General features: G+C 67.0%; 15 protein-coding genes. 6 read left to right on the top strand and 9 right to left on the bottom strand.

Annotation, left to right across the window (positions count from 1 at the left end; translation table 11 throughout):
• Positions 1-28: 28 nt before the first annotated feature.
• Positions 29-898, bottom strand: coding sequence for a LysR substrate-binding domain-containing protein (locus A7V84_RS00430; RefSeq protein WP_033534415.1), 870 nt, complete (start codon positions 896-898; stop codon positions 29-31).
• A 104-nt stretch (positions 899-1,002) separates the two neighbouring features.
• Between A7V84_RS00430 and trpB the strand changes: the two genes are divergently transcribed.
• Together trpB and trpA are read left to right on the top strand one after the other, a co-directional pair.
• Positions 1,003-2,211 (top strand): tryptophan synthase subunit beta, encoded by a 1,209-nt coding sequence (gene trpB, locus A7V84_RS00425; protein ID WP_063492386.1) that lies wholly within the window; start codon positions 1,003-1,005, stop codon positions 2,209-2,211.
• Positions 2,208-3,002, top strand: coding sequence for a tryptophan synthase subunit alpha (gene trpA / locus A7V84_RS00420; RefSeq protein ID WP_025512361.1), 795 nt, complete (start codon positions 2,208-2,210; stop codon positions 3,000-3,002). The genes trpB and trpA overlap by 4 nt, the downstream gene beginning before the upstream one ends.
• A 4-nt stretch (positions 3,003-3,006) precedes the next feature.
• Here trpA and A7V84_RS00415 read toward each other — a convergent pair whose 3' ends face one another.
• Together A7V84_RS00415 and A7V84_RS00410 are read right to left on the bottom strand one after the other, a co-directional pair.
• Positions 3,007-3,426, bottom strand: a complete 420-nt coding sequence (locus tag A7V84_RS00415; protein ID WP_025512362.1) for a group II truncated hemoglobin — start codon at positions 3,424-3,426, stop codon at positions 3,007-3,009.
• Positions 3,426-5,960, bottom strand: coding sequence for an ABC transporter permease (locus A7V84_RS00410; protein WP_170283336.1), 2,535 nt, complete (start codon positions 5,958-5,960; stop codon positions 3,426-3,428). Before A7V84_RS00410 ends, A7V84_RS00415 begins: the two co-directional genes overlap by 1 nt.
• Positions 5,961-6,075: 115 nt before the next feature.
• Between A7V84_RS00410 and A7V84_RS00405 the strand changes: the two genes are divergently transcribed.
• From A7V84_RS00405 to A7V84_RS00395, 3 genes are all read left to right on the top strand, one after another.
• On the top strand, positions 6,076-7,044 hold the full coding sequence (locus tag A7V84_RS00405; protein WP_025512364.1) for a TRAP transporter substrate-binding protein: 969 nt from the start codon (positions 6,076-6,078) through the stop codon (positions 7,042-7,044).
• A 69-nt stretch (positions 7,045-7,113) separates the two neighbouring features.
• Entirely contained in the window at positions 7,114-7,614 is a 501-nt protein-coding gene (locus tag A7V84_RS00400) for a TRAP transporter small permease (RefSeq protein ID WP_025512366.1), read from the top strand.
• Positions 7,615-7,695: 81 nt separating this feature from the next.
• On the top strand, positions 7,696-8,973 hold the full coding sequence (locus A7V84_RS00395; RefSeq protein ID WP_025512367.1) for a TRAP transporter large permease: 1,278 nt from the start codon (positions 7,696-7,698) through the stop codon (positions 8,971-8,973).
• Between the two features lie 12 nt (positions 8,974-8,985).
• Here the strand turns inward: A7V84_RS00395 and A7V84_RS00390 are convergent, their stop codons facing one another.
• Entirely contained in the window at positions 8,986-9,615 is a 630-nt protein-coding gene (locus A7V84_RS00390) for a GntR family transcriptional regulator (RefSeq protein WP_025512368.1), read from the bottom strand.
• A 176-nt stretch (positions 9,616-9,791) separates the two neighbouring features.
• On the opposite strand from A7V84_RS00390, the gene ggt reads away from it, so the two are divergent.
• Positions 9,792-11,387 (top strand): gamma-glutamyltransferase, encoded by a 1,596-nt coding sequence (gene ggt, locus A7V84_RS00385; protein WP_025512369.1) that lies wholly within the window; start codon positions 9,792-9,794, stop codon positions 11,385-11,387.
• A 153-nt stretch (positions 11,388-11,540) separates the two neighbouring features.
• Here the strand turns inward: ggt and paaK are convergent, their stop codons facing one another.
• The 5 genes from paaK to paaE form a co-directional block, all read right to left on the bottom strand.
• Positions 11,541-12,857 (bottom strand): phenylacetate--CoA ligase PaaK, encoded by a 1,317-nt coding sequence (gene paaK / locus A7V84_RS00380; protein ID WP_025512371.1) that lies wholly within the window; start codon positions 12,855-12,857, stop codon positions 11,541-11,543.
• Between the two features lie 70 nt (positions 12,858-12,927).
• Positions 12,928-13,377: a hydroxyphenylacetyl-CoA thioesterase PaaI gene (paaI, locus tag A7V84_RS00375; protein ID WP_025512372.1), complete on the bottom strand. Its 450-nt coding sequence runs from the start codon at positions 13,375-13,377 to the stop codon at positions 12,928-12,930.
• A complete protein-coding gene (gene paaG / locus A7V84_RS00370) occupies positions 13,374-14,162 on the bottom strand; it encodes a 2-(1,2-epoxy-1,2-dihydrophenyl)acetyl-CoA isomerase PaaG (RefSeq protein ID WP_025512373.1) in 789 nt (262 codons plus the stop codon). Before paaG ends, paaI begins: the two co-directional genes overlap by 4 nt.
• An 11-nt stretch (positions 14,163-14,173) precedes the next feature.
• The gene (gene paaN / locus A7V84_RS00365) at positions 14,174-15,838 is read right to left on the bottom strand and encodes a phenylacetic acid degradation protein PaaN (RefSeq protein WP_025512374.1); all 1,665 of its coding nucleotides are present in this window, start codon (positions 15,836-15,838) and stop codon (positions 14,174-14,176) included.
• Between the two features lie 87 nt (positions 15,839-15,925).
• On the bottom strand, positions 15,926-17,014 hold the full coding sequence (gene paaE / locus A7V84_RS00360) for a 1,2-phenylacetyl-CoA epoxidase subunit PaaE (RefSeq protein WP_063492387.1): 1,089 nt from the start codon (positions 17,012-17,014) through the stop codon (positions 15,926-15,928).
• Positions 17,015-17,019: the final 5 nt, after the last annotated feature.

The raw sequence follows: 17,019 nt of genomic DNA, 5'->3' as shown, positions 1-17,019 counted from the left end.
AAAGCGACCCTCGGCAAAAGCGGCGTCGTCACCCCTGCCCGGCCTCGTCGGCCAGCCAGCGACAGATATCGCGGACCAGGCCGCCCGTTTCTGCGCGGCAATACAGATTGAAGTGCCCGCCGGTTTCCTGAAAACCCAGCGGCGCCACCAGACGCCCATCGCGCAGATGGCCTTGCACCAGCATCTGCGGCGCGATACCCACACCCAGGCCGGCGGCAGCGGCCTCCAGCATATGGCCCAACTGATCGAACTGCCGCTGCCCGGCCTCCGGCGCCAACACCCAGCCCTGCGCGCGCGCCCATTGCTCCCAGGCCTGCGGCCGCGACGACGTATGCAGGAGGACCGAGGCCGACAGGTCCGCCGGCTGCGCGATGCCGGCGGCCAGCGCCGCGCTGCAAACCGGCCCGGTCTGCTCGGCCAGCAAGGGCAGGCGCAGCAAACCCGGCGCCTGATGCACGTCGGCCACGATCAACACATCCAAAACCCCGCGCTCCAGCAGGGCGATGTCGGTGGCGGTCTGCAGGCGGACCTGGCTGTGGGGATGCGCCTGCTCGAAATGCTCCAGCCGGGGGATCAGCCAATGAGCCAGCAGGCTGGCTGGCGCGCCCAGCACGACCTGATCCAGGTCTGCGCGATCGCGCAGCTCGACGCATTGCCGCTCCAGCAGGTCGAAAGCCGGTTGGCAGGCGCGTTGCAGCCGCTGGCCGGCTGGCGTCAGGTGCACGCCCTCGGAATGGCGCTCGAACAGCTTGCAGCCAAGCCAGCTTTCCAGCTGGCGAATCTGCTGGCTCACGGCGCTGTGCGACACCTGCAGATCGGTGGCGGCCACGGACAGGTTCAGGTGCTGCGCGGCGCTGTCAAAGACGCGCAAGGCGTTCAGGGGGGGCAGGATTCTCATAAATAGATATTAGATAATCTAATAGCTATGAACAAGAAATCTATGATTTATCTGTCGTTTCCTCATCGCTACCATAACTGGCATGTCCCTCACCGATACAGACCATGCCTAGCTTCCATCACCCCGACGCCCCCGATGCGCAAGGACAGTTCGGCCCTTACGGCGGCCGCTACCTGCCCGAGACGCTGATCCCCACGCTGGACCATCTGGAACGCACCTATCGCGAGATCCGCGAGGATGACGGTTTCTGGAGCGAGTACCGCGCCCTGCTGGCCGACTACGTGGGTCGTCCCAGCCCCCTGTTCCATGCCCGCGCGCTCAGCGATGCCCTGGGCGGCGCGCGGCTGTTCCTCAAGCGCGAGGACCTCAACCACACGGGCGCCCACAAAATCAACAACTGCCTGGGCCAGGTGCTGCTGGCCCGGCGCATGGGCAAGCGCCGCATCATCGCCGAAACCGGCGCGGGCCAGCACGGCGTGGCCACCGCCACGGTATGCGCGCTCTACGGCCTGCCCTGCGTGATCTTCATGGGCGCCGTCGATGTGGCGCGCCAGGCCGACAACGTGGCGCGCATGAAGATGCTGGGCGCCGAAGTGCGCACGGTGAACCAGGGCAGCGCCACCCTGAAGGAAGCCATGAATGCCGCCATCCGCGACTGGATCGCCCACCCCGACGAAACCTACTACCTGCTGGGCACGGGCGCCGGACCCCACCCCTATCCCTGGATCGTGCGCGAGTTCCAGAAGGTCATCGGCCAGGAAACCCGCAAGCAATTGCTCGACCAGACCGGACAACTGCCCGACGCCATGATCGCCTGTGTGGGCGGCGGCTCAAACGCCATGGGTTTCTTCCATCCTTTTCTCGACGAACCGGGGGTGCGCCTGTACGGCATCGAGGCTGGCGGCCATGGCCTGCACACGGCGCAACACGCGGCCAGCCTGGGCCAGGGGCGCATGGGCGTGCTGCATGGCTGCTGCAGCTACTACCTGCAGGACGAAGACGGCCAGATCGCCAATGCCCACTCGATCTCGGCCGGGCTGGATTACCCGGGCGTGGGACCGGAGCATGCACTGCTGCGTGATACCGCACGCGTGACCTATGCCTCGGTCACCGATGCGCAGGCCGTGGACGCCTTCCGCTGGCTGACCCGCCTGCAGGGCATCATCCCGGCGCTGGAAAGCGCCCATGCCCTGGCCTATGCGCGCGAGCTCGCCCCCACCATGGGCACAGACCAGATCCTGGTCGTCTGCCTGAGCGGCCGGGGCGACAAGGATCTGAAAACCGTTCAGCAATTCGAGGAGACATCGCCATGAAGCGCCTGGCCCACCGACTGCATACCCTGCGCGAGGCCGACCGGGCCGGTCTGGCAGCGTATTTCACGGCCGGCGACCCCGGCTACGAAGACAGCCTGCGATTACTGCGCGGCCTGCCGCAGGCAGGCGCCGACGTGATCGAGCTCGGCATGCCCTTCAGCGACCCCATTGCCGACGGCCCCGTGCTGCAACTGGCCAATGAGCGGGCCCGTCGCGCCGGCCAGACCCTGGCCCGCACCCTGGAACTGGTGGCCGACTTCCGTCAGCAGGACAACGCCACGCCGGTGGTGCTGATGGGCTATCTCAACCCCCTGTTGCGCTATGGGGTGGCGCGCTATCTGGCCGATGCCGCCCGGGCCGGCGTGGACGGGTTCATCCTGGTCGACCTGGCGCCGGAACACGCCAGCGAAATCGGGCAACAGGCGCAGCAGCTCGGCCTGGATCTCATCCGCATGACGGCCTCGACCACGCCAGACGCGCGCCTGGACCGCATCCTCGCGCAGGCCAGCGGCCTCATCTATCACGTCATGCTGGCAGGCACCACGGGCTCGGCCCTGCCCGAAAACACCGACATCGCCGCTGCGCTGCAGGCCATACGAAACCGCAGCGCCGTGCCCATCGCGGCAGGCTTCGGCGTACGCACGCCCGAGCAGGCCGCCCTGGTAGGCCGCCATGCCGATCTGGTGGCGGTCGGGACGCGCCTGGTGGAAGTCCTGCAGTCCGAGGGGGTGGCCGGCGCACTGGCCGAAACGGCCCGGCTGGCCGCGGCGCTGCGCGCCGGGCGCGGATAAGCCTTCAGCGGTTGCGCATCCAGTCGGCCACGCCGAAAAAGGAATGCAGCAGGCGCTCGACCAGCGCCGGATCGATCTGCTGATCCTGCATGGCCCGGCCCATGCAGGCCACCCATTGGTCACGCTCGGTCTCGCCAATCGAAAAAGGCAGATGGCGGGCCCTCAGCCGCGGGTGGCCGAAGCGCTGGATGTAATGGTCCGGCCCGCCGAAATAGCCGCAGAGAAACCAGAACAGCTTGTCGCGCGCGGCGTCCAGACTGGCGCCGTGGGTGGCGCGCAAGGCGGTGAAATCCGCCTCCAGATCCATCAGGTCGTAGAAGCGATCGACCAGCGCCCGCACGCCGGGCTCGCCGCCCAGCAGCTCGAAAATGGTCTTGGTGGTATCCAGCGGCTCAAAGACCGCTTCGACTCGGGTGGTCGTCATCATGCATCTCGCAAAGTTACCAGGGGCGGCGCACGCAATACCCCGCGCAAGGCCAGCATACCGGCCAGCCCCGCCGCGCCCATGCCCCCCGCCAGGCCTGCCAGCCAGGGCCACAGGCTGGGCGTAAGGGCGAATTCGAATACCTGGGTCGACAGCAGCCAGGCCACGGCCCAGGCGCCGGCAGCCGCCAGCAGGCCGGCCAGCGCACCGATGGCCATCAGCTCCAGGCGCTGAGCGCGCGCCAGCTGCGCGCGCGTAGCGCCCAGCGCGCGCAGAATCGCCGCTTCGCGCAGGCGCTCATCGCGCGTGGACGACAGCGCCGTGGCCAGCACCAGCACTCCGGCGCCGACCGTGAACAGGAACAGCAACTGCACCGCCGCCACGACTTCTTCGAGCACCGTCTGCAACTGCGCCAGAATCGCCCCGACATCGAAGACCGTCAGGTTGGGAAACTCGCGCACCAGATCGCGCAGCACCCCTGCGCGCTCAGGCGGCAGATGAAAGGCCGTGATCCAGCTTTGCGGCTTGTCGGCCAGCGCGGCCGGCGACAGGATGGCGAAGAAGTTCACGCGCATGGTATCCCAATCGACCCGGCGCGTGCCCGCGACGGTCACGGGCACGGCCTCGCCCGCCACGTCGAAAGTCAACACATCACCCGCTTTCAGGCCCAGCGTGGTGGCCAGCCCGGACTCCAGCGACACCTCATGGGCAGCCGGATCGAGCCAACGGCCGGACAGCAGGCGGTTGCCGGCCGGGGCCTGCTCGACATAAGAAAGGTTGAACTCGCGATCCAGCAGACGCTTGGCGCGATCCTGGCTGTAGTCGTCCGGGTTGGCCGGCTTGCCGTTGATCTCGACCAGCCGTCCACGCACCATGGGCCACAACGGCGACTCGCCGGCCGACGCCGCCTGCAAGCCCGCCGCCTGCAGACGCGCCAGCACCGGCTCGCGCTGCTCGGGCTGGATGTTGATCAGGAAACGATTGGGCGCATCGGCCGGCACCGCATGGCGCCAGCCCTCGACGAGATCGCTGCGCGTCAGCGCCAGCAACAGCAAGGCCATCAAACCCACGGCCAGGGCGCAGACCTGGGTGATGGTGGCCGCGCGCCGACGCACCACGCCAGCCAGGGCAAAGCGCAAGGCCGGCGCGCCCGCCAGGCTGCGGCGCACCCGCGCCAGCGCCTGCACGCACAGCGCCGCCACGGCAGCGAACACACCCAGCGCCAGCGCAAAGCCGCCGGCGGCGGCCAGGGCCAGACGCGTATCGCCCGCCACCCACCAGATCAGCAAGGCCAGGCCCACCGCCCCCAGCGCATAAGCGCCCAGGCTGCGCCCCGGCAGGCCGCCCTCTTCGCGCCGCAGCACCCGTGCCGGGGGCACCTGGCGCAGCCGGGCCAGCGACGGCAGGGCAAAGCCCAGCAGCATGCACAGACCGGTCAGCAAACCCTGGGCTGCCGGCTGCCACGACACGGCGGGCAGTTGCGTGTCGATCAGGCCGGCCAGGGCCGACACCAGCGCCTGATGCACGCCAAGGCCCACCAGACAACCCACCAGACTGGCTGCCAGACCCAGCAACAGAAACTCGACCCACAGCATGCGTGTGACAAGCGTCTGGCTGGCCCCCAGGCAGCGCATGACCGCCACGCCGTCGCGATGACGCGCCATGAAACGGCCTGCGGCCAGCGCCACGGCCACAGCCGAGATCAGCACCGCCAGCAAGGCCACCAGCCCAAGGAAGCGCTGTGCGCGATCCAGCATGCGGCGCATCTCCGGTCGGCCCGACTCCAGCGTGGCCAACTGCTGCCCGCGCTGCAGGTGCTGGCCCAGCCAGCCCTCGAAGCCGGCGACGGCGGCCGGGTCGCCTGCCGCCAGCATGGCGTAACCGATCCGGCTGCCTTCGGTTACCAGCCCCGTGGCCGGCAGGTCCGCCCGGTTGATCATGAGGCGCGGCGCCACATTGACAAACTGCATGCCCCGGTCAGGCTCATAGGTGAGCACCCGCTCCACCTTCAGGGTCGCATCGCCCAGTTGGAGGGTGTCGCCTGCCGACAGGCCAAGCAGGGTCAGCAACTGCGGATCGGCCCAGACCGTGCCGGGCGCCGGCACATCGCGGGTCAGCGCATCGGGCTCGAAAGGGGCCGGCGCCACCCGCAGGCTGCCGCGCAAGGGATACCCGGCGCTGACGGCCTTGACCGAAACCAGTTGCGCGGCATCGCCCGCCATCGCCATGGAAGGAAACTGCAGGGTCTGGGTGACTTGCAGTCCGTGCTGCGCGGCCTGGGCCAGCTGCTCCTGGGGGATCGGCGCATCGGCCTGCAGCACCACGTCGGCGCCCAGCATCTGCGCGGCATCGCGCTCCAGCGCCCGCCACACCCGGTCGGCAAGAAAGCCCACGCTCGTCACCGCCGCCACGGCGACCACCAGCGACAGGGCCAGAAGACGCAGCTCTCCGGCGCGCGCATCGCGCCGCGCCATGCTCCAGCCCAGCCGCCAGGCAGCGCGCCAGCCGCTGCGCCCATCAGGGAAATCCATCATGGTTGAATCCGAATCCCGCGCGTGTTTAGCCATTGAATCCCGCTATTATTCCTGCAGGGCAGCCCACAAGGCCGCCGCTGAAAACAAAAAAACCCCAACCTTCGGAGAAGACATTATGCGTAAGTCCTGGCTTGTCGCCGGCCTGGTGGCCGCCTGCGCGTTTGCAACGTCCGCCAGCGCCCAAGCCCCCCTCAAGATGGCTTATGCCCTGTCGACCTCTTCGCACTATGGCGCCGGGGCAGACGCCTTCGCCAAGTCCATTGAAGAATCCAGCCAGGGCAAGTACAAGATCCAGCAGTTCGCCAACAGCGCCCTGGGCGGCGAACGCGAAGTCATCGAAGGCCTGCAGATCGGCACCATCGATCTGGCCATCGTCTCCACCGGCGCCACGCTGAACTTCGTTCCCGAGACCGGGGTGTTCGACATTCCTTTCCTGCTGCGCGACCTGCCCCATGCGCGCGCCGTGCTCGACAGCAAGATAGGCCAGGATATGCTCGCCAAGTTCCCCGAGCGCGGCATCGTCGCCCTGGCCTGGGGCGAACAGGGCTTTCGCCACCTGACCAACAATGTGCGCCCGGTCAGTACGCCTGCCGACGCCAAGGGCCTGAAAATCCGCACCACCGAGAATCCGATCCATATTACGGCCTTCCGCCAGATCGGCATCCTGCCCACCCCGATGGCCTGGCCGGAAGTGGCCACCGCCCTGCAGCAAGGCACCATCGACGGCCAGGAGAATCCGCTCTCGGTGATCACCTCGGCCAAGCTGTCGCAACTGCAAAAGCACCTGGCCTTGAGCGGCCACGTCTACGGCCCGGCCCTGATCCTGATGTCCGCCAACGCCTATAACGACCTGAGCGCCGACGACAAGGCCAAATTCGACCAGGCCGGCAAGGCGTCGGCCCAGGCCATGCGCGATTACGTCGACAACATCGAGAAAACCGGCGTAGAGCAGCTCAAGAAAGAAGGCATGCAGGTCACCGAGGTCGATCGCAAGGCCTTCGCCGAGGCCGTCCAGCCGGCCTACCCCGAGTATTACAAGAAATTCGACAAGAAGCTGATCGACGCGATCCGCGACACCCAGTAAGCGCCATCAGCCGCAGCCGCCCTTTCAGGCGGCTGCGCTGTTTCGTCTCTCTCTTACGGGTGATTCGCCATGTCTTTGCTCTGTCTTGCCGAACGCCGGCTGTTCACGCTCGTGTCGCTGCTGGCCCAATGCCTGCTGGTCGCGGCGGCGGCCTGCGCCTTCTATCAGGTGATCGCTCGTTTCGTGCTGCGCTCACCCGCCGACTGGAGCGAGGTCGCCACGCGCGCCCTGCTCATCTGGGCCGTGCTCCTGGGCGTGGCGCTGGCCTTTCGTCATGGCGCCATGATCAGCGTCGAACTGCTGCGCAACGCCCTGGCCGGACGGGCGCAGCGCCTGCTGGAGCACCTCATCGCTCTGATCTGCACCGTCTTCATGGTGATGCTGGCCTGGATAGGCGGCCAGATGACCTGGCGCGTGCGCTTCCAGAACGTGCCCAGCCTGGACATCTCCATTTCCTGGATCTACCTGGCCATCCCGGTCGGGGCCACGCTGGCAGCGCTGGCCATCATCGCCCGCTGGGCCCAAGGGCCCGCGCAGGCCGCCCCGCAGCGCAACGACGCCCAGGGCTGAGCCGGCGTACTTGAACGAACCGCCCCCGCCCCGCGCGGCGGCCTTCCGCAGCGGACGCTGCATCGTTTCAGGCAGTAGACCATGTCGCAGTTGATGATTCTTTCCATGCTGATCTTCTTCGGCCTGTCGGTGCCGGTGGCCATTGCCATCGGCCTGGCCGCGCTGACCGGCATCTCCGTGGGCGGGCTGCCCTGGCTGGTGTTCGCGCAGCAGATCTATGCCGCGCTCGACAAATACCCCCTGGTGGCCATCCCCTTCTTCATCCTGGCCGGCAACCTCATGGAAGCCGGCGGGATATCGGAACGCATGGTGGAGTTCGCCAAGAGTCTGGTGGGTGGCATGCAGGGCGGGCTGGCCTGCACCTGCGTGCTGACCTGCATGATCTTCGCCGCCGTGGCCGGCTCCAGCGTGGCCACCACCTTCGCGGTCGGCGCCATCCTGATCCCGGCGATGGTGCGCCACGGCTATCCGGCGCCCTTCGCCGCCTCGCTGCAGGCCAGCGCGGCCGAACTGGGGGTGATCATCCCCCCATCCATTCCGATGATTCTCTATGCCGTCTCGACCGACACCTCGACCGGCGAACTGTTCATCGCCGGCGTGGTGCCCGGCATCCTGATCGGCCTGGCGCTGATGGTCTACGTGTGGCTCTACGCCCGGCGCAACGGGCTGGGCAAACGCGATGGCGAAGGCCGCCTGCCGCTGTGGCAGGCCTTCAAGCGCGCCTGGCTGGCACTGCTGATGCCGGTCATCATCCTGGGCGGCATCTACGGGGGCATCTTCACACCCACCGAAGCCTCGGTGGTGGCGGTGGTGTACGCCGTGCTGATCGGCACCCTGGTCTACCGGCGCCTGAAGCTGCCGGACATTTCGCTCACCCTGCACCGCTCGGTGATCTCCACGGCCGTGATCATGTTCCTGATCGCCAACGCCGGCGTGTTCAGCTTTCTGCTCAATCGCGCCGGCATTCCGGACGCGCTGGGTCAATGGCTGTCGCAGCTGTTCGACAGCCAGACAGGCTTTTTGCTCGGGATCAACGCCGCGCTGTTCGTCATCGGCATGTTCATCGAAACCTCGGCCTCCATCGTCGTGCTGGCGCCACTGCTGCTGCCGGTCGCCATGCAGTTCGGCGTCGAGCCGGTGCATTTCGGCATCATCATGGTGGTGAATCTGGCGCTGGGCATGGTCACGCCGCCCTTCGGCGTGAATCTGTTTGCCGCCTGCGCGGTCGCCAAGCTGCCGGTAGAACGCCTGATCCGGCCGCTGCTGCCCTTCGTGGGCGTCGTGCTGGTATGCCTGCTGGTGATCACCTACTGGCCCGGTTTGTCGCTGGGCCTGCGCGATCTGGTCTACGCCAGATAGGCCGACGCTGGCCTAGCGCAGAAACGCCAGCAAAGCGGGCACGGTGCGCATCACGTGCTCGCGCATGGCCTGTTCGCAGGCCTGCGGATCGCCGGTGCGCAGCACTTCGATCAAGGCGTCGTGCGAGGCGCGCGCACGCAGGCCATGCTCGGGCTGGGCGGACCACAACCGCATGTACGGTTCGACCACCGTATGCAGCTCGGCGATCTGACCCAGCAACCGGGGCTGGTTGCAGAAGCTGCAGAGGTACTCATGGAATTCACGGTGGGCCGTGGTCCAGTCGATATCGTCCTCGGCCAGCAGATCCAGCATCCCACGCAGACGGCGCATGGCCTGCGGCCCCATGTTGGCCACCGCATTGCGTATCGCCAGCCCTTCGAGCACGGCGCGCATCTCGAAGACCTCTCGCATGTCCTCGCGGTTCAGGCCCCGCACCACGGCGCTGCGGTTGGCCCGGATTTCCACCAGGCCCTCGGCGGCCAGCCGGCGCAGCGCGCTGCGCACCGGCATGCGGCTGGTGTCGATCTGGCTGGCGATGGTCTCCGGCACCAGGCGCATGCCCGGCTCGAACTGACCCAGGCGGATCTGCTGCTGGATGAATTGATAGGCCTCTTCTTCGGCCGTCAGGGCGGATTTGTGCAAGGCGAGGTCGGGGCGGAAAAGTCAGGGGGATGAATGATATCGCCACCGGCTACCGGGAATCCGGATATGCAGGGCAAAACTAGGCTAACATAAAACTGGATCCAATTATCCAAGAATACAATTCGCCACCCTGCGCGATCCCTGTCGCGCCGAACTCCTTTTGCAAACGCCCTGCCATGTCACAGCCTTTTGATTGGACTTTCCCCTACGCCTCGAAAAAAATGCCCGTGCTTGCTTCCAACACGGTCGCCACCAGCCAGCCGCTGGCGGCACAGGCAGGATTGCGCATGATGCTGGCCGGCGGCAACGCGGTCGACAGCGCGATTGCCACGGCCATCGCCCTGACCGTGGTCGAGCCGGTCATGAACGGCATCGGCGGCGACATGTTCACGTTGGTGTGGCATGAGGGCAAGCTGTATGGCCTGAACTCCAGCGGCCGCTCTCCGGCTGCCTGGACGCCCGAGTATTTCGCCGGCCGCGACACCATGCCTCCCACGGGCTGGGGTACGGTCACCGTCCCCGGCCAGGTGGCCGGCTGGAAGGCGCTGCATGAGCGCTTCGGCAAACTGCCCTTTGCCCAGCTCTTCGAGCCGGCCATCGAATACGCCGAGCGCGGCTTCCCGATCTCGCCCACCATCGCACGCCAATGGGCCACCCAGGCGCCCAGACTGGCCAAAGAACCCGGTTTCGCGCAGGCCTTCCTGCCCGACGGCAAGGCCCCCGAGGCCGGTCAATGGTGGCGCTTTCCTGAGCAGGCACGCACGCTGCGCGACATTGCCGACAGCGGCGGCGAGAGTTTCTACCGCGGCGCCCTGGCAGAGAAGATCGCGGCCTACGCGCGTGAAACCGGCGGCGCCATCACCGTCGACGACCTGGCCGCCCACAAGCCCGAATGGGTCGAGCCGATCTCGCAAGGATTCCGCGGCTACCGCCTGCACGAGATCCCCCCCAACGGCCAGGGTATTTCGGCCCTGATGGCGCTGGGCATGCTGGAGCAGTTCGACCTCGAATCGATGGGCCGCGACAGCGCCGACTACTACCACGTCAGCATCGAAGCCATGAAACTGGCCTTCGCCGACCTGCATCACCATATTGCCGACCCGGCTCACATGCGCGTGAACGCCGCCGCCTTGCTGGATCCGGCGTACCTGGCCGAGCGCGCCCGCCTGATCTCGATGGACCGCGCCGCCACGCCGCTGGCCGGCGCGCCGTCCACGGGCGGCACGGTCTACCTGACCGCCGCCGATGCGCAAGGCACCATGGTGTCCTTCATCCAGTCCAACTACCACGGTTTCGGGTCGGGCGTGGTGGTGCCGGGCACCGGCATCAGCCTGCACAACCGCGGCCTGAACTTCGTGCTCACCCCGGGCCACGCCAACCAGGTCGGCCCGCGCAAGCAGCCCATGCACACCATCATTCCGGCCTTCCTGAGCAAGGACGGCCAGCCGGTGATGTCTTTCGGCGTGATGGGCGGCTCGATGCAGGCCCAGGGCCATCTGCAGATGACCACGCGACTGGCCGCCTTCGGCCAGAACCCGCAGGCCATGAGCGATGCCCCGCGCTTTCGGGTCGAGAACGGCCCGGTGGTCAACGTCGAGGCGCACCTGCCGGCCGATGTGGTCCAGACGCTGCGCGATCGCGGCCACAACGTCGCCGTGGCCCCGGCCGACAGCCTGGAATTCGGCTCGGCCCAGTTGATCCAGCGCCTGCCCGGCGGCGGCTATATCGCCGCCTCGGACTCGCGCCGCGACGGCCAGGCCGTGGGCTTCTGAGGCACGCCCCCCTGACACGAACATAACAACCGTTTATTAACACTCAAAGGCCGTCTCCCGACGGCCTTTTTTTTCGTCCCTGCCGCTGCGCCTTTGCATCCCTTCGAGGGCCAAAAAAAACGGGCCGCGGCCCGTTTTCCTCCTCGCGACCCGTCAATCCTTGGGGCGCTTGTCCACCACGCGACGGGCCTTGCCGGTCAAGGTGCGCTCGATGCCGCCAGCGTCGTGCAGGCCGATGCGCGCGCTCACGCCGATGTATGACTTGACGGCGTGCTGCAACTGCTTGCAAAGCTGGCCGCGTTCGGTTTCGCCCAGATGACCGAATTCGGGCCGCAGCTCGGCCAGGATCTCCAGCTCATCGAGGTTGCCCTGGCGCGAGAGCACCAGTTGATAGTGCGGCGCCAGCTGGTCGATCTTGAGCACCAGCTCCTCGACCTGGGTCGGAAACAGATTCACGCCGCGCACGATCAGCATGTCGTCGCTGCGGCCGGTGATCTTGCCGATGCGGCGCATGCTGCGGGCCGTGGGCGCCAGCAGGCGGGTCAGGTCGCGGGTGCGATAGCGGATGATGGGCATGGCCTCCTTGGTCAGCGAGGTGAACACCAGTTCGCCCGACTCGCCGTCGGCCACCGGCTGGCCCGTTTCCGGATGGATGATCTCGGCATAGAAGTGGTCTTCCCAGATGACCGGACCATCCTTGGTCTCGACGCACTCGCTGGCCACGCCCGGGCCCATCACTTCCGACAGGCCGTAGATATCCACCGCGTCGATGCCGGCCTCGCGCTCGATGTCGTGGCGCATCTGCCCGGTCCAGGGCTCGGCGCCGAAAATGCCGATGCGCAGCGAACTCTCGCGCGGGTCCATGCCCTGGCGGCGCTGCTCTTCGATGATGTTGCAGAAATAGGAGGGCGTGACCATGATGATGTCAGGACGGAAATCCTGGATCAGCTGAACCTGCTTCTCGGTCTGGCCGCCCGACATCGGGATCACCGTGCAACCCAGGCGCTCGGCGCCATAGTGCGCGCCCAGGCCGCCCGTAAACAGGCCATAGCCATAGGCCACGTGCACGATATCGCCCCGCTTGCCGCCGGCCGCCCGGATCGAGCGCGCCACCAGGTTGGCCCAGTTGTCCAGGTCGCCGGCGGTGTAGCCCACCACGGTCGGCTTGCCGGTGGTGCCGCTGGAGGCGTGGATGCGCGAAATCTGCTCGCGCGGCACGGCGAACATGCCAAAGGGGTAGTTCTCGCGCAGATCCTTCTTGGTGGTGAAGGGGAACTTGGCGATATCGGCAAGCTGCCTGAGGTCATCGGGATGCACGCCGGCCGCGTCAAAGGCGCGCTTGTAATGCGGCACATTGTCGTAGGCATGGCGAACCGTCCACTTGAGCCGTTCGAGTTGCAGCGCCTGCAACTCGTCACGGCTGGCATGTTCGATAGGGTCCAGCCCCGGCTTGCTCATCGTGTTGGGCATGGTGTCTCACTCCTGAAATTCAGCGCGGCCCCCTCCGGGGCCGCATTCGCAACAAGGAAATCCTCGGGGCTCAGGTCTCGGCTTGACCGATGATCTGCCCTTTTATTCGATACGAGCGGCCGCGGAAAATGGCGACGTTGCGCCCCTCCTGATTGGTGACGGTGACGTCATAGACGCCGGTACGCCCGGCCAGCGAGCGCTCCTGCCCGACCGCGGTCAGGACATCGCCCTCAAAGCCCGGCGCCAGATAGTCGATCACGCAGCCGGAGGCCACGGTGCTGACATTGCGCGAATTGCAGGCAAAGGCGAAGCAACTGTCGGCCAGGGCAAAGATGAAACCGCCGTGGCAGGTCTTGTGGCCGTTGAGCATGTCGGGGCGCACCGTCATGGTGAGCCTGGCATAGCCTGGGCCGCTTTCAACGACCTTCATGCCCAGCCCCTGGGAGGCTGCATCCTCGGCGAACATCGCTTCGCTGACCGCATCGGCCAGCGCTTGCGGATCGGTGGGAATCTGCATCATTGCCCCTTGAACGCCGGCTGACGCTTGTCGAGGAAGGCGGCCACGCCTTCGGCGTAGTCGGCGCTGCGGCCCAGTTCGCGCATCATGTCGCGCTCCAGGTCGAGCTGGGTGGCCAGATCATTGGACAGGCTCGCCTGCAGTGCGCGCTTGGTGAAGGCCAGCCCCTTGGTGGGCGCCTGGGCCAGCTGGCCGACCAGCGTCTCAAGGGTCGCCTCGAACTCCTCGTCGGCCACGCACTGCCAGATCAGCCCCCATTGCTCGGCCTGGCGGGCCGGCAATTTATCGCCCAGCAAAGCCAGGCCGGCCGCACGCGCACGGCCCACCAGCCGCGGCAGCACGAAGGTGCCGCCGGTATCCGGAATCAGGCCCAGACGGCAGAACGACTGGATGAAGCTGGCGGACTCCTTGGCGATGACGATATCGCCGGCAAAGGCGAGATTCGCACCCGCCCCCGCAGCCACGCCATTGACGCCCACCACCACGGGCATTGGCAAGGCGGCCAGACGGCGCACCAGCGGCGCGTAGTAGCGCTCGACCGTCTCGCCCAGGTCGGGCGGGCTGCCATCCTCCGCCGGACGCCGCTCGGAGAGATCCTGGCCGGCGCAAAAGCCCCGGCCCGCGCCGGTCAGCAGCAAGACGCGCGCGCCTTCGGTTTCGACGCGCGTCAGCGCCTCGGCCACTTCGCCGTGCATCCGCGCGGTGAAGCTGTTGAGCTTGTCCGGGCGGTTGAGGGTCAGGCGGGCAACGCCGCCTTCCAGGGAAAATGCGATGTCATGGAATGTCATGGCGCGCTCCTTCAGACGTGGCGGCGGGCTTGCACCACGCGGAAACGGTTGGCCACGAAAGCGCTGTCCGACAGCGCCGCGTTGGCAGCCGGGTTGGCGCCGGTGCCATGGAAGTCGCTGAAGGCCGCGGTCTGGTTGACGAACACCGCGCCGGTCAGGTTGAGCGACCACGACACGCCGGCCACTTCGGCGGCTTCCTGGACCTGCTCGGCCACCTGCTCATCGGTGGTGTAGACCGACAGGCTGAGCGCGCCATGCTCGCGCACCGTCTCGCGTGCCAGTTCGATGCTGTGCGCGGTGGAATCGGTGGCGATGACGAAGGAAATCGGCCCGAACCATTCCTGGAAGATGCGCACGTCCCGGGCTTCGGCGCGCAGCACCAGCGGGGTGCGCACCCGCGCCTGCGGAAACTGCGGATGCTCCAGCGCGCGCGATTCGGCCAGCACCGGCAGCCCCAGGGCGCGGGCCTGCTCGATGCGCTGCGCGGTGGCCTCGTTCTGGATCGCCCCGATCAGTTCGACGGCCTTGGCCGGGTCGCCCGAGAGTTTCTCGACGCTGGCGCCGATGGCTGCGGCCACGTCATCGAACGACAGATGGCCTTCGGCGCTGCGGATGCCATCGCGCGGCACGTAGATGTTCTGCGGCGCGGTGCACATCTGGCCCGAATACAGGCCCAGCGAAAAGGCGAGATTGCGCACCACGGCCTTGAGGTCCTCGACCGAATCGATGATGACCTGGTTCACACCGGCCTTCTCGGTATAGACCTGGGCCTGGCGGGCATTGTCTTCCAGCCACTGGCCGTTGGCCGAGCTGCCGGTGAAGTCGATCAGCTTGACGGCCGGATCCAGCGCCAGGCGCTGCGCGGTATCGTCGCCCGCCGCATGGGCGGCCAGCTGCACGACATCGGGATTCAGGCCCGCCTCGCGCAGCACATCGCGCGCGATCTGCACCGTCAGGGCCAGCGGCAGGATGGCGGCCGGATGCGGCTTGACGATCACCGGGTTGCCCGTGGCCAGGCTGGCGAACAGGCCCGGATAGCCGTTCCAGGTCGGGAAGGTGGAGCAGCCGATCACCAGCGCCACACCGCGCGGCACGATCGTGAAACGCTTTTCCATGCGGATGGGATCATGCTTGCCCTGCGGTTTTTCCCACAAGGCCACGTCCGGGATGCGCGACATTTCCTGCCAGGCGTAGGTCACGGCCTCCAGGCCACGATCCTGGGCATGCGGGCCGCCGGCCTGGAACGCCATCATGAAACCCTGGCCCGTGGTGTGCTGCACGGCGTGCGCCATCTCGAAGCTGCGACGGTTCAGGCGCGCCAGGATTTCCAGCGACACGCCCACCCACGTGCGCGGGCCGGCGCGACGCCAGTCGGCAGCGGCGGCCTGGGCCGAGGCGATCAGCCTGGCGGGCGAAACCTGCGGATAGCGGATGTTCAGCGCCAGGCCGAACGGCGACGTGGCCTCGCTGACCCAGTCTTCGGCCGCGACGCCGTCCAGGGCGAAGTCCTTGCCCAGCGCCTGCTCGAAGGCGGCCTGGCCATCCTGTGCGGCGGTCTCGCCATAATTGCGCGGGCTGGGGGACTCGGCAAAGGGGCTCCAGTAGCCGCGATCGCGGGCCGCAGCCAGGGCCTGTTCGAGGACGGGCTGATGACGTTCAAAGAATGCTTGGGACACTGCCTTCTCTCCGATGGTTCTTATAGATTCGCAATAGACGGGGCGGGTCAGCCCCGAGACTGGCCAGCGCAGTGGCTGGCCTGAAAATCAGGTTTCCTGGTCGAAATCCAGCACCAGCCGGTCAGTGACCGGATAGCTTTGGCAACTGAGCACGAAGCCGCGCGCGACCTCGTAGTCTTCCAGCGCAAAGTTGGCATCCATGTCGACCTCGCCCTCGATCACCTTGCAGCGGCAGGTCGAACAGACACCGCCCTTGCAGGAATAGGGCAATTCAACACCCTGGGCCAGGGCCGCGTCCAACACGTTGTCCTGGTTCTTGGCAATGGTGAAGCTGCGCTGATAGCCATCCTGGATGACCGTCACTTCGCACTGCCCCTTGCCGGGCGCGGCGGGCGTATCCCGACCGGTACGCAGGCTGCGCGGCCCCTTGGGCGCGCCGAACAGTTCGAACTTCACGCGTGACTTGTCCAGCCCGCGCGCGGCCAGCCGCTCAACCACGCTTTCGGTCATGGTCTGCGGCCCGCACACGAACACATAGTCCACCTCGCGCCCGGCCAGCCAGGTGTCCAGCAGTTGCTCGACCTTGTCGCCATCCAGACGGCCGTTGAACAGCTCGATGTCCTGGGTTTCGCGGCTCATGATGTAGACCAGCGAAAAGCGCTGCATGTAGCGGTTCTTCAGGTCTTCGATCTCTTCGCGAAACAGCACCGACGAGGAGGCGCGGTTGCCGAAGAACAGCGTGAACGTGCTCTCGGGTTCGGCCGACAACGCGGTTTTCACCAGCGACAGCACCGGCGTGATGCCGCTGCCCACCGCAAAGGCCACAAAGTGGCGCTGATTCGCCGCGTCGAAATCGAGCGTGAAGTTGCCGGCCGGCGCCATCACTTCGAGCGTCTGGCCGGGCTGCAACTGCTGGTTGGCCCAACTCGAAAAGACGCCTTCCTCGACCTGCTTGATGGCCACGCGCAGCACGCCGTCCTCGGGCGCCGAGCAGATCGAATACGAGCGGCGCACTTCCTCGCCGTCGAGCTGGGTGCGCAGCGTCAGGTACTGGCCCGGGCGGAAGCGGAACACCTCGTTCAGGTCTGCGGGCAGGTCAAAGGTCACCACCACGGCATCGCGGGTGTTGCGCGCCACCGAGGCGACCTTGAGCGAATGGAATTGGGGCTGGCTCATGAGAA

It is taken from the genome of Bordetella trematum (genome assembly GCF_900078335.1).
In the GTDB taxonomy this organism is placed as follows: domain Bacteria; phylum Pseudomonadota; class Gammaproteobacteria; order Burkholderiales; family Burkholderiaceae_B; genus Bordetella; species Bordetella trematum.
The sequence above is the reverse complement of the archived record's forward strand: the minus strand, read 5'-3'. Positions and strand labels throughout refer to the sequence as shown.